Origin of the sequence: Bacillus sp. N3378-2at, assembly GCF_033412715.1 — a bacterium.
In the GTDB taxonomy this organism is placed as follows: Bacteria; Bacillota; Bacilli; order Bacillales; family Bacillaceae; genus Bacillus; species Bacillus subtilis.
In genome coordinates, this window is record NZ_CP117986.1 from 1,156,442 (window position 1) to 1,170,119 (window position 13,678).

Annotated in this window: 12 protein-coding genes; all 12 read right to left on the reverse strand. The window is 43.4% G+C overall.

The features are described from left to right. Positions 1 to 23: 23 nt before the first annotated feature. The 12 genes from ftsA to PUN35_RS06435 all read right to left on the reverse strand — a co-directional run bounded on the left by ftsA (position 24) and on the right by PUN35_RS06435 (position 13,604). A complete protein-coding gene (gene ftsA / locus PUN35_RS06380) occupies positions 24 to 1,346 on the reverse strand; it encodes a cell division protein FtsA (RefSeq protein WP_003232169.1) in 1,323 nt (440 codons plus the stop codon). 173 nt (positions 1,347 to 1,519) lie between these two features. Continuing rightward, complete coding sequence (locus PUN35_RS06385) at positions 1,520 to 1,885, reverse strand: small basic family protein (protein WP_003238683.1); 366 nt, start codon at positions 1,883 to 1,885, stop codon at positions 1,520 to 1,522. A 17-nt stretch (positions 1,886 to 1,902) separates the two neighbouring features. Beyond that, positions 1,903 to 2,610, reverse strand: a complete 708-nt coding sequence (locus PUN35_RS06390; protein ID WP_019712168.1) for a DUF881 domain-containing protein — start codon at positions 2,608 to 2,610, stop codon at positions 1,903 to 1,905. A gap of 22 nt (positions 2,611 to 2,632) precedes the next feature. Continuing rightward, entirely contained in the window at positions 2,633 to 3,328 is a 696-nt protein-coding gene (locus PUN35_RS06395; protein WP_003245024.1) for a DUF881 domain-containing protein, read from the reverse strand. Continuing rightward, positions 3,325 to 4,116 carry a cell division protein DivIB gene (gene divIB, locus PUN35_RS06400; protein WP_014479727.1) on the reverse strand — a complete coding sequence of 264 codons (792 nt, stop codon included), beginning with the start codon at positions 4,114 to 4,116 and terminating at the stop codon, positions 3,325 to 3,327. Before divIB ends, PUN35_RS06395 begins: the two co-directional genes overlap by 4 nt. A gap of 129 nt (positions 4,117 to 4,245) precedes the next feature. Next, complete coding sequence (gene murB, locus PUN35_RS06405) at positions 4,246 to 5,157, reverse strand: UDP-N-acetylmuramate dehydrogenase (RefSeq protein WP_003232182.1); 912 nt, start codon at positions 5,155 to 5,157, stop codon at positions 4,246 to 4,248. Between the two features lie 31 nt (positions 5,158 to 5,188). After that, positions 5,189 to 6,280: an undecaprenyldiphospho-muramoylpentapeptide beta-N-acetylglucosaminyltransferase gene (murG, locus tag PUN35_RS06410; RefSeq protein ID WP_014479726.1), complete on the reverse strand. Its 1,092-nt coding sequence runs from the start codon at positions 6,278 to 6,280 to the stop codon at positions 5,189 to 5,191. A gap of 120 nt (positions 6,281 to 6,400) precedes the next feature. Beyond that, complete coding sequence (gene spoVE, locus PUN35_RS06415; protein ID WP_003244810.1) at positions 6,401 to 7,501, reverse strand: stage V sporulation protein E; 1,101 nt, start codon at positions 7,499 to 7,501, stop codon at positions 6,401 to 6,403. 60 nt (positions 7,502 to 7,561) lie between these two features. Beyond that, positions 7,562 to 8,917: a UDP-N-acetylmuramoyl-L-alanine--D-glutamate ligase gene (murD, locus tag PUN35_RS06420; RefSeq protein WP_003232189.1), complete on the reverse strand. Its 1,356-nt coding sequence runs from the start codon at positions 8,915 to 8,917 to the stop codon at positions 7,562 to 7,564. Next, positions 8,918 to 9,892, reverse strand: a complete 975-nt coding sequence (mraY, locus tag PUN35_RS06425; protein WP_003232192.1) for a phospho-N-acetylmuramoyl-pentapeptide-transferase — start codon at positions 9,890 to 9,892, stop codon at positions 8,918 to 8,920. Positions 9,893 to 10,003: 111 nt separating this feature from the next. Then, positions 10,004 to 11,488: a UDP-N-acetylmuramoyl-L-alanyl-D-glutamate--2,6-diaminopimelate ligase gene (locus tag PUN35_RS06430; RefSeq protein WP_003245326.1), complete on the reverse strand. Its 1,485-nt coding sequence runs from the start codon at positions 11,486 to 11,488 to the stop codon at positions 10,004 to 10,006. A 175-nt stretch (positions 11,489 to 11,663) separates the two neighbouring features. Next, positions 11,664 to 13,604 (reverse strand): stage V sporulation protein D, encoded by a 1,941-nt coding sequence (locus PUN35_RS06435; RefSeq protein ID WP_014479725.1) that lies wholly within the window; start codon positions 13,602 to 13,604, stop codon positions 11,664 to 11,666. Positions 13,605 to 13,678: the final 74 nt, after the last annotated feature.

A 13,678-nucleotide genomic window follows, 5' to 3' on the forward strand; every position in this document is an offset into this window, starting at 1 on the left:
TAATCTGCCGAATGACTATCTATCTATTCCCAAAACATGCTTAATAGTTTTTTCATTTTGCTCTGTTTATTATGTTCGGCTTGTGTTTTTTGTTTTCCTTTTGGCCGCTGCTGCACCTCATTTTGGTGATGATGCTGCTCTTGTTCCTCAGATGATGAGACTGCGATTTCCTGTATCGCTTCTTCAGGCATCTTAAAGCCTATTTTTCTGCCTTGGATTCTTGCATTCCGGCAGGCGAATTGGATCAGGCCCACTCCCGTCATATATTGAGGATCTCTTACACCGATATAATTCGGGCTTGCCACTCTGACATTGTTTTGCAGCACATCCTGTGCCAAAGACATGACACCCGGCATAGCTGCTTGTCCTCCTGTCAGCACGAAGCCTCCCGGCAGATCGGTAATTCCCATACTGCGAAGCTCTTCTGAAACAATTTCAAGAATTTCTTCTACTCTCGCTTCAATGATATTCGCTGCTTCTTGCTGTGTAAATGTTTGTTTTTGATTGGTGCCTATAACGGTTACCTCAAAAATTTCATCTTCCGAGGCTTCGTCATAGTAGGCATGTCCAAATTGCTTTTTCACGCGTTCTGCTTCTTCTGTTGACGTTCTCAATCCGATGGAGATATCTTTGGTGATATTTTCGCCTCCGAGAGGAATGACACGGGTAGAAGTGAGATGTCCGTTCTGGAATACGGCAATGGTTGTTGACCCTCCCCCTATATCAATGAGAGCCACACCAAGGTTTTTCTCGTCCTTTGATAATGCAGCAGAACCGGCTGCCAGCGGCTGAAGGCAAATATCAGTTATTTCAATACCAGCTCTTTCAACGCAGCGGAGTAAATTATGTAAGATTGTTTTTGAACCGGTGATCAAGGTGCCCTCTACTTCTAAACGCACCCCCAGCATTTTTTTCGGGTCGGTGATTTCATCTCTTCCATCTACGATAAACTGTTTAGGAATAACATCGACAATCAGCTGTTCGTGCGGTACTGAAACAACCTGTGCCGCCTCCATGACACGGCGTACGTCTTCAACCTGAATTTCTTTATTTTCACTGGAAACTGCTACAACACCGTTTGTATCTTGAATATTGATATAATTTCCATTAACGCCGACAATAGCTTTTCTAAGCGGAAAACCTACCATTCTTTCAGCTTGGTCAAACGCTTTTCTTATAGAATGAACGGTCTCATCTATATCAACGATTGAGCCTTTTTTCAACCCTTCAGACGGTACATTTCCCACACCGATAATATTAAGGGAATCATCTGTCATTTCTCCGACGATCACTTTTGTATTGGACGTACCGATGTCAAGACTGACGTAAAGTTCATTGTTGTTCATTCTATGGCACCTCCTCACATTTCGATCATTTCTATTCTATTATTTGCGGAACAACAATACAATGAATGTGGCTTTACAAGTGTGTAACAAAAAATAACAACAGAATATTTTTATGTGCTTTTCACATTTTATGTTTATTGAAAATATTCGTTATATCCTATGTATATCCTCTTTTATATCACATTTTTTTTATTTTTTTTAGAAAGAGTCCACTTTGTTAGTAGATTTCTTCTGATAACGGCTATATTCTGAAATAATCTGACTCCAAATGCGAATATACCTGCTAAATACAAGTCTACACCAAGATGGACTCCCAGAAAAGCTAAACTTATTGCCAATATAATATTAAAAAAGAAACCGGAAACAAATACCATTTCATCATATGTACCTTGTAAATGCGCCCTGATTCCGCCGATTAATGTATCAAGTGCGGCAAGCACCGCAAGCGATAAATAGTTTGAGTATTCACTCGGTATCGTTAAGTTTGTCATTAGTCCAATCGCTATTCCGAGCACCAGTCCCAACACGGGCAGCCACATGACAATTCTCCTCCTTTTCAGTCTTTAAGCAGTTTCAGCTGTTGTACGTCCAGTGGTCTGTCATATGCTTTTAATATTAGTTTGCTTTCAGATTTACCGGCTTTTAATGCTAAATTTTCAGATGCAAAAAGATCCTCAAGGCCTGACCCCTTCACTCTGCTGTGTAACATGTCCGGATCTTTGGCAAGCACTTTTACTGTTAAAGGATAATCGTCAAGGGCGTATCCGTCTATTTTTGTAGTGCCGTTTATATCTCTGATGACTGTATGATTCACAACTCTTCGCTCATTAATCGAGATATGCTCTGCACCGTAGGAGTTGAGTTCATTTATCAGCTTTTTCAGCAAATCCGGAGGCGGATTTTCGATCGGCTCTCCTGTTAAGCTTTCAGAAAAAAGCGGGGAAATCGTAATGACAATTCCGCTACCTGTTATATCGGTCATGCCGGCTGTTTTTTTTAAGGATTGCAAGGTATTATTTAGCGCGGTTTCTTTTGTCATTTCTTTCGTTTGCGAATAGCTATTCAGCAATTTGTCATATTTGTTTATTTCAGCCAGCAGCTTTTCCTGCTTCTTCTGCTCTGATGTCAGCTCTTCCCTAATATCCCACATATCTCTTGTATCCCGGACTTTGGGGTGCTTTAACGAATTAAACTGAACAGATATCATCAGGCCGAAGATGACCATAAGAACACTGATGCTTATGAAGGAACGCTTTATTTTCAATCTATTTCACCCGCTTTTTCAGTCATTCCTTCGTTTTCAGAATCGGTTTCATTTGTACGTTTTTCTCTTTTTCTGCCGACACAGAAATATGATCCATTGACAGCTGATCAATTAGGCCTCCAGCGATATTTAACGAGGGCAGCAGGACATCTGGATCTCCAATAGCGGATACCGTAAACGGAGCGGGATGCTGCACCCCGTCTACCGTTACCACAGGACCATTGCATTTGATATACGAATCATGCGTCAAACGCTGTCCATTAACGGCGACAGCTGCCGCTCCTGAGATATACAGTTCGTTTACTACTTGGAAGATATGGCTTTCGTGAACGATGTAACTATTCACATTCTCCCCTTCCGGTATGTATGACGCATCTTCCAATGTCACCTCAACGCCTTCTCCCTGCACACCGACTTCCCCAATATACATCCTGTATTTTTCTGTATCTTCGAGGACATTATAGTATTCCGACTTCTCTTTCTTCAGCTTATTTTCCGCCTGGCGGACTTTGTTTTGCTTTTGATATAATTCTTTTTCAAACTTCTTATTTTCTTTCTCTTGTTTCAGCAGTTCATCTCTCAGCGCATATTCTTTTTTCCACTCTTCCGTCTCAGCCGCGCTTTTGTTGTTTTCTTTTGTCATTTGAAAAGAAAATGAAATCAAAAAACCTGCGATAAGCATAATCAAGGAAAGAAGGACTGCTGATTTGCCCCTCAATTTTCATCTTCCTTTTTAGCAGCTTTATCGTTTTTTCCAAACTCTTCAAAATAGGTGGCAACTTCTAAATGAATGATTCCTTTTTTATTGCTGCTTAGCTGTGAGATGATAGAAGGATACGTCTTCATTCGGTCTGCAAACGTTTTAATAGATGCCGTAACAACATAACCGTCGTTCATGTACAACTTAATACGGTTTTCATCCATTTTTACAGGCGTATAATAAATTTCTGAAATCGACTGTTTTAACGACTTTGACAACGCATCGAGCTGCTTGGCCATTTGAGACCGCTTCTTCGCGTTTGTCCAATTCACTAAAATCGGTCCGGCATCATCCGGCGTTACTTCGTTTGGCAGAACTGAGCCGTTTTCAAGCACTTCATAGTACACATCGTCTTTTTCTAAATAAGCAATCGCTTTATATTCTTCGATTGCAATGTTGATTTTATTAGGCAGCGATTTGCTGATCTCCGCTTTTTTCACTAATTTATTTTGCTGAATCTTCTTTTCTGTTTTTTGCTTGTCCAAACTCCAAAACTCAGTATCTCCGCTGTTAATATCGGAAAGGTCGATAATTTCCTTTTTTGATACATTTTCATTCCCTGTAACAGAGATTGTTGATACTTTACTGATTGGTGTTTGCAGGTACACAATGATCAGCACCATAATAAAAAAGAGCATAATAAATGAAATGAGACGGCGGTTTGCCTTTTGTTTCCTCTGCTCTTTAATTTTAGGGATCCGCTCTTCAATGTTAACGATTTTTTCTCGGTCTTGACCCGGGTTCATTGCCTGTTCACCTCATTCAAATGAAACAGCTGTTAAAAGTCTGTCTATTCCAAAACAAACGGCATACTATGATGCCGTTTGTCGTTTGCTTACAGTATATCATATGAACAGCTTCAGTCAGAACTTGAATCAGCGATTTCCGCCGATGATTTCAACCTCTGTGTGCATATCAATCTCGTATTTTTCACGGATTGTCTTTTTCACATGGTCAATGAGATCAAGCACATCTTTTGCTGATGCTCCTCCCGCATTGACGATGAAGTTTCCGTGCATCTCCGATATCTTTGCACCGCCGATTTGATATCCTTTCAAGCCTGCTTTTTCTACAAGGTTCCCGGCATGATTCGGAAGCGGATTTCTGAATATGCTTCCCGCACAAGGGCTTGAATACGGCTGTGTATTTTTTCTATAGTCTTTATTGCTTTGCATTTGCTGAACGATTGATTCCTTATCCTTCTGCTCCAGCTGCAAAACAGCTTCAAGGCAAACGCCCGGGCGTTTCTTTTGCAGTACAGATGTCCTGTAGCTGAAATCCATCTGCTCATTTGTCAGCCACTCAATCGTTCCGTCTTCAAATAAAATATGCGCTTTGACGAGAATCTCGCTCATATCAGAACCGTGAGCGCCGGCATTCATATAAACCGCTCCGCCGACTGATCCTGGAATGCCGGCAGCAAATTCCAAACCGGACAGGCCTTTTTTGCTCAATGATGTAGCAAGGCGGACCACTGAATAACCGCCTCCGACTGTTACTTGTTCCCCTTCAAGCTCCAAATGGTCAAGACCCGCACCCAGCTTGATCACTACGCCTCTAATTCCTTCATCTAAAACAAGAAGATTTGATCCGCGGCCGATGACTGTCCACTTCACATCATATTTTTTAATCACGTCCATGATGTCTTTAACAGCATCTACACTGCTTGGAATGACCAATACATCCGCAGGTCCGCCGATTTTCATCGTTGTATGATTCGCGAGCGGTTCATTTGCAAGAACCTTGCCGACTTCGCGTTCTTTTAATTCCTGTATCACTTTCTCCATCGTAAACCTCCGCATTCCATTTGCTTTTCTACTATTTTTTTAATTCCTCGAGTACGCTGTATAAACGGGCAGCCGCGTCAGGAACACCGAGTGACTTTGTTCGTTCGCTCATTTCCTTTAACGTTTGCTCATTCAGTACAATTCGGTCTAGCGCTTCAATCAGCTTCTCCCCGCTGAGCTCTGTTTCTTTCAGTACAATCGCCGCATCATGCTGGCCGAGAGATCTCGCATTGACCTCCTGGTGATTCGCTGTCACATATGGACTCGGGATCAGAACACTTGGGATTCCGAGAGCAGTAATTTCGGCAATCGTTGTCGCACCGGCTCTGGCCACAATGACATCAATGGCCTTTAAATACTCAGGCATTTGATGAAGAAACGGCTTTGTGACCATATTATCAGCGGCACCCTTGCTTTTCAGCTCATTCATTACTTTTTCATAGTGAACTTCACCGGTGATATACAGCACTTGATAGTCTCTTGTTTTCAGCGCATCCTGCATGTCAATGACAGCGCGGTTAATCGGTGCAGCGCCTCGGCTTCCGCCGAAAATTAAGACCGTTTTTTTCTCTTCAGAAAGCCCAAATTCAGCCATTGATCGTCCCGTCTTTATTGAGACGACTTCAGAGGCTCGCGGGTTTCCCGTAAATACAACTTTCTCGCTAGGAAAATGTGATTTCGCTTCTTCAAAACAAATCGCTACTTTATTAACATATTTTGAAAGAAACTTATTCGTGATGCCCGGCAGGCTGTTTTGTTCATGGACAATAGTCGGAATTCCCATTTTCGCAGCGGCATAGACAACCGGCCCGCATACATAACCGCCCGTTCCAATTACGGCATCGGGCTTAAATTCCGCTAAATACGATTTACTCTTTTTGACGCCCTTCAGAAAACGCATCACAGTCTTGACATTTTCAAATGACAATTTTCTTTTAAATCCTGTAATTTCAATTGAACGAAACGGTATATTCTCCCGCTCAACAATTTTTTTCTCCAGCCCGTTTTCTGTTCCAATATATAAAAATTCCACATTAGGATGACGTCTTTGCACTTCTTTAATAAAAGCAAGCGCAGGATAAATATGTCCCCCTGTACCGCCTCCGCTTATTGCAATTCGCATTTCTTTTCCCCCAGTCTAAGTTTCTCTATAACATAACGATAACCCTGTTTTGTTGGACAGGGTTATCGCATCAATTGTTTCCAAGCTTCATGTTAGACAGGAAGCATGGACATACATTCGTTAATACCTCGAGTAGCGGCTTACATTCAGCAGCACACCAACTGCCATCAGCATTAGAGTCAATGAAGAGCCTCCGTAGCTCAGAAACGGGAGCGTGATGCCTGTTACAGGAATCAGGCCCGTGACTACGCCGATATTGATCATGACTTGAATGGCAATCATTGAAATAATACCGACTGCGACAAAGCTTCCGTACAGATCAGGGGCACCAAGCGCAATTCTGATTCCTCTCCACAGCAGGACGCTGAAGAGGAGCAAAATAAGTGTTCCCCCGATAAAGCCCAGCTCCTCTGACAAGATGGCGAAAATAAAGTCTGTTTGCGGCTCAGGCAGATAAAAGAATTTCTGTCTGCTTTGTCCGAGCCCCATTCCAAACAACCCGCCGGGCCCCACTGCATAAAGCGATTGAATGATCTGAAATCCGCTTCCGAGCGGGTCTTCCCATGGATTTAAGTATGAGGTAATCCGCTTAATCCGATATGGAGCTGATAGTACGAGCCCGACAAATCCGCTGAGGCCGATCAGTCCGAGAAAGACGAAATGGGCGATCCGCGCGCCGGCTACAAAAATCATGACAATACAAGTTCCGACCATTACTGTCCCCGTTCCGAGGTCAGGCTGGCACATGATAATCAAAAATGCTGAAAACACGATGCCAAGTGCAGGGACGAACCCCCGTCTGAACGATGTGATGTTTTTTTGTTTTTCAGAGAGAAATTTAGCAAGGAATGCAATCATCGCAAGCTTCATAAACTCTGAAGGCTGTATGCTGAATGCTCCGACTCCGATCCAGCTTCTTGAACCGTTCCGCACCATTCCGACGCCCGGTATCAAAACAAGCACCAGAAGGAAAAAGCAGATAACCATCAGCAATTTGGACCATGTCCTCCAAGTCCAATAATCGACATTCATGATAAAAAACATAGCAATGACGCCGATTCCCGCAAACAAAAGCTGCCGTTTCGCGAAAAAGAATGAGTCGTCAAATTTATAATCCGCCCATACCGCACTCGCACTGTACACCATAATTAATCCGATTGTTAATAATAATAACGTAATGATGACCAATAACAAATCAGGCGATGTTTTTTTAGTAGTCAAAGCAATCGACACCCCAAGCTTAAAGTCATTAGGGCTGCCGATTTACTTCAAGACAAGCCCTTACTTAAGCATATGCACGGCATCTATAAACATGTCACCGCGTTCTTCAAATGTTTTGAATTGATCCCAGCTCGCACACGCGGGTGACAGCAGGATGACATCTCCTTCATTTGAGAGCGCAAACGCCGCAGATACTGCTTGTTCAACATTATCGACACGTTTGACATGTTGTATTCCCAGTTCATTGCCGAGTTTCTCGAGTTTTGGCGCCGTCTGGCCAAATGTAAGCACTGCTTTGACATGCTTCATATAAGGTTTCAAGTCATCAAAACCATTTCCGCGATCCAGTCCGCCCGCAAGCAGAATGACCGGCTTATCAAAAGCTGAAAGCGCCTTGCTTGTCGCCAGAATGTTTGTTGCTTTACTGTCGTTATAAAATTTGCGGCCATTCACAGTTGTGACATATTGGAGGCGGTGCTTCACACCAGTAAAGCTTGTCAGCACCTTTTTAACCGCCTCATTGGATGCTCCTGCCGTTTTCACAACTGCAATAGCTGCTAAAATGTTCTCCAGGTTATGAGCACCGGGCAGCACAACCTCTTCCAGAGGAAGAATGGCTTCGCCGTTAAACATAATCATACTGTCTTTTACATATGCGCCCTGTTCAAGCGTTTTGCTGACTGAAAATGGGACGATTTCGGCTTTTCCGGCTTCAGCAAGACGCACGACGGTTTCATCATCCTGGTTGACAATGGCTTTATCTGAAGCAGTCTGATGAAGGTACACTTTCTGTTTCGCTTTTTCATAGTTTTCGCGCGTATGGTGATAATCCAGATGGGCGTCAAATACATTTAAAATCAGGCTGATTTCCGGTCTGAAAGCGTGTGTTCCCATCAGCTGAAACGAAGACAGTTCGGTAACGATCCATTCATCTCCATCAGCATGATAGGCAACCTCACTTGCGACTGTGCCGATGTTTCCGGCAATCAGTGCTTTTTGCGAGTCAGCTTTGAGCATTTCGTAAATTAGCGTTGTCGTGGTCGTTTTACCGTTCGATCCGGTAATCCCGATAAACTTGGCGCTGGTCAGGTAGTAAGCGAGCTCAATTTCCGTCCAAACCGGAATACCTCTTTTCTCCGCTTCCTGAACCATAATATTTTCATAAGGAATTCCCGGGTTTTTGATCAGAATCGTGATTTGATGCTGATCGAACAGAGAAACTGGATGCTCTCCGCAAACAACTTCGATTCCTTTTTCAGAAAGCTTTTGTGCCGGTTCATTTTCTTCAAAAGGCTTTTGGTCATTGACTGCAACATAAATGCCTTTTTCATGAAGAATGGAGGCCGCCGCATATCCGCTTTTCGCAAGCCCAAGGATTAAAAAATGCTGTTTCTGTAAAAATTGATCATTTTCCACTTATAACCACACCTCGATGTAAATTCCTAAAACGGCAAGCAAAAGTCCCGCAGCCCAAAACGTCACGACTACTCTCCATTCAGACCAGCCGACAAGCTCATAATGGTGATGAAGCGGACTCATTTTAAAGATTCGTTTACCTGTCGTTTTAAAGCTGATGACCTGCAAAATAACAGATAATGTCTCGATAACGAATACACCGCCGATGATAACCAGCAGGATCTCTAATTTCGTTAAAATGGCAATGGTAACGATGGCTCCTCCCAATGCAAGCGATCCCGTATCTCCCATAAAAACTTTGGCCGGATGAGCATTAAATACAAGGAAGCCCAGAACTGCACCGACAACGGCAACTGAGAAAATCGCTACGTCATATTGAGACTGATTCCATGCCAGAATGGCAAAGGCGCCAAAGGCAATCGCCGCAGTACCGGATAATAACCCGTCAAGGCCGTCAGTCAGGTTAACTGCGTTTGATCCGCCGACAAGCATAAAGAGCACAAGGATAAAGTAAGCCCAGCCAAGATCAAATGATAAGTCAGTTCCAGGAATGCGAATATCCGTCGCAAAATTGTAGTAATGATACACGGCGTAAAATACAACTGCAATAATAATTTGTCCGATCAGCTTTTGCTTTGATGTCAATCCAAGATTGCGCTTCATGACAACCTTGATGTAATCATCTAAAAAGCCAAGCAAACCGTAGCCTAGCGTAACAAACAGAAGCAGCACCATTTCGGGGCTTATTTCTGAAAACTTCTGTGTCATAACAATTGTTGTCACTATGATAGAAAGTATGATCATGACCCCGCCCATTGTCGGTGTCCCTGATTTTTTCTGATGTGATTTCGGTCCTTCTTCTCTAATACTCTGGCCGAATTTTAATCTTCTTAAAAACGGAATAAGAATCGGAGAGAGCAGAACACTAATTAAAAACCCCATTAAAATTGTAAACAGAATGACTTGCTCAAGCATTGTCCTTTTCTCCTCCTGTTTCTTTCAAACGACATACGTAGTTATCATATTCATGATTTTTTTCCATATGAAAAATCTTTTCAAGCTCCATTATTCAGTAACATCTCTTTCCTATGAATTCGTCTTATTCTTATTGAGTTCAACAATGGCTCTCGCCGCTACTTCAGCATCATCAAAATCGAAAGTTTCATTTCCGATCTGCTGATAGGTTTCATGTCCTTTTCCGGCAATGAGGACAACGTCGCCTTTTTTGGCATTGGCAATTGCGAAAAAGATCGCCTGCTCGCGGTTTGCAATACTGTGATAGTATGCGTTCTCTACTCCGGCTTCCATATCTCTTAAAATCGCGCGAGGATCTTCGCTTCTCGGGTTATCTGACGTGAAAATCGGCTCGTCAGCCAGCTCCACAGCAATTTTAGCCATTTTCGGGCGCTTCGTCTTATCTCTGTCTCCTCCGCAGCCGACAACGACAAATAGCTTTCCTTCCGTCATGTCTCTGCATGTCTCCAGCACATTTTCAAGGCTGTCCGGTGTGTGCGCGTAGTCTACAATGACAGGAAACTCCTGCTGCTGATTGACCAATTCAAAACGGCCTCTTACACCATGCAATTCTTCAACAGCCTCAGTGATGATTTCAAACGGTATGCCTGCTGCAATACATGTCGCAACAGCGGCCAGCACGTTATACACATTAAATTGTCCGACGAGAGACATCGTGATGTGCTTCGTGCCTTTGTTTGTCACGAGATCAAAGCTTGTGCCCTGTGCAGTGATACTGATGTTCTTCGCCATCACATCAGCATCGTTTTTAATTCCGTATGTAGAGATATGCGCAGCTGTTACCTTTTCAAAATAAGCGCTCGCCTCATCGTCAGCATTCAGGACGGCACGCTTTGGATGTTCATGGTTGAAAGCCCCGCCAAGTTGGGAAAAGAGCAAGCTTTTTGCATGCCGGTACTCATCCATCGTTTTATGATAGTCCAGATGGTCCTGTGTTAAATTCGTAAACACGGCAATATCATAATCACAGCCATGGACGCGTCCTAAAGACAAAGCGTGGGAAGAAACCTCCATGATTGCAGTGTCAACATGCTTGTCATTCATTTTCTTAAACGTTTTCTGCAGCGTGACGCTTTCCGGAGTCGTGTTTTTAACAGGAAGTGTTTCGTCTCCGATTTTCATGTACATTGTACCGATCAAGCCTGTGCGTTTTCCCGCTTTTTTCAGAATCTCATCGACCATGTGGGTCGTTGATGTTTTGCCGTTTGTCCCTGTTATCCCAATCAGCTGAAGCTTCTTCGTCGGCTGTCCGTAAAACGCATCAGACAAAACGCTGAGCGCGCGAAGTGACTGCCGGACAATAATAACAGGAACATTCACATCGACCTCTCTTTCTGCCACAATAGCCGCTGCACCGTTTTCTACTGCTTTTTGCGCAAAATCGTGGCCATCCACCGTATACCCTTTTACACATACAAAAAGACTCCCTTTCTTTACTTCCCTGGAGTCCATCTCAATTGAAGTTATTTCAGGGTCTTGTGAGTCGTTTACAGAAGGTTCGGTTGTTAAGTATGTAAGCAGCTTTGTAAGTTTCATCGTATCAAACCTCTCAACATTCTAATTCGTTCTTTTTATCATTGAAGTCACATCAAATGATGTGGTAATGATTTTAAGCATACAGTTCATATTTTAGCGTAAATAAAAGGATACATCCAGCTAATCTTGAAAGATATCAGCATTTTTTCTGCAATAAAAGAATAGGCAGCCCGAATCAATCGGCTGCCTCCTTTTCATCTTCTTCAGTCAAATACACGCGTATCTTTGAGCCTTCTTTTACTTTCGTTCCGGCAGCTGGCGATTGTTTAACGATTTTGCTCCCTTTCCCGGAAGCATCCACATTGAGATTCACCAATAGTGACTCAAGATCTGAGACAGACATCCCTACAACATTCGGAACTTCTATTGTTTTTGTGTCGTTCCATTGGTATTTTTTCTCGATTTGATTTTTCCGGAGCTTCACACCAAGTTCCGGCAGACTGTCTCTCATAATATTTCCGACAATAGGCGCTGCCACCGTTCCGCCAAACTGAATCGTGCCTTTCGGGTTATCCACCGCAACGTAGACGACTAGACTCGGATCATCAGCTGGCGCGAAACCGATAAATGATACAATATGGTTGTTTTCAAGATATTTTCCATCTTTAACCTTTTGTGCAGTTCCCGTTTTTCCTCCGACACGATATCCTTCTACAAATGCATTGCGGCCGGTTCCTTCTGCGACGACGCTTTCTAGAGCATAGCGGATTTGTTTGGATGTTTCCTCAGAAATGACTTGTTTCTTTGCGATTGGTGATTGTTTTTTGACCGTTTTCTTCGTAACAGGATCGATCCATTCCTTTGCAATATAAGGTGTATAGAGCGTTCCTCCGTTTACAGCGGCGGATACTGCTGCAACTTGCTGAATCGGCGTGACGGATACTCCCTGTCCGAAAGCCGTAGTTGCTTGCTCCACCGGGCCCACTCTCTCAAGCGGGAATAAGATGCCTGTTCCCTCGCCTTGGAGATCAATCCCCGTTTTTTGTCCAAAACCAAAGTCTTTGATATATTTGAAAAGCTTTTCCTTTCCTAAGCGCTCGCCTAATTCAACAAACCCCGGGTTGCAGGAGTTCTGCACAACTTCCAGATACGTCTGAAGCCCGTGCCCGCCTCTTTTCCAGCACCGCAGTCTCGCTCCGTCCACTTCCGCATGCCCTTTATCATAAAATTGATCCCGTTTCAAATTTACTTTTTGCTCTTCAAGGGCTGCTGCAAGTGTAATAATTTTAAAGGTAGATCCCGGTTCATACGTGCTCCATACTGGCAGGTTTCGATTGTAGACGGACGGATCAACAGATTGGTAATCAGCAGGGTCGAAGTCAGGCCTGCTAGACATCCCCAAAATTTCTCCGTTTTTCGGATTCATGGCTACGGCAATCATGCCGTCCGGATGATATTTGGCCTCAGCGTTATCAAGCTCTCTTTCCATTATCGTCTGGACCTTTGAATCAACCGTCAGCTTCATATCAAGCCCATCCTTAGGCGGCGTATAGTCATCCGCTTCATCAGGCATTTTTTTACCCTTGGCATCTGTATAAAACTTGACAGAACCTTTTTCCCCTTTTAAATCATCGTCGTAATAGGCTTCCAATCCAAGGAGTCCTTGGTTGTCAATTCCTGCAAATCCAAGCACATGAGATAAAAAGCTGCCGAACGGGTAATGACGGATACTGTCCTCCGCAACATACACACCTTTTAAATCAAGCGCTTTAATTTCCTTCGCCTTCTCATTTGAAATTTTTCTCCCTTCAGGAGTGATCTTTTCGATTGACGCTTTTTTAGTCACATGTTTATATACTTTTTCTTCTGACATATTGAGCACCGCCGCAAGCTGCTTGCTCGTTTTCATCGGATTCTGAACTTGGCGCGGCACGACGAATACGGTCGGCGCACTTTTATTTGTTGCGAGCTTCACACCATTCCGATCCAGAATCTCGCCTCTCTCCGGCTCAAACGGCAAGTTCCGGCTCCAGGAATCTTTCGCTAGCGAAGTCAGTTTTTCGCCCATCACAAACTGAACATACCCCAGCCTTGTATCAATGATCAGAAACACGATCACGCCAAAAAGCAAAACAAATAATAAACGTTTTCTAACCGTTACATTCGAGACGCGCAAGAGACCGTTCACTCCTTATTTAGGCTTGTTTCATTTTATGCCTGAATTTGGACAGGTAGAACGATGCTCCTCTG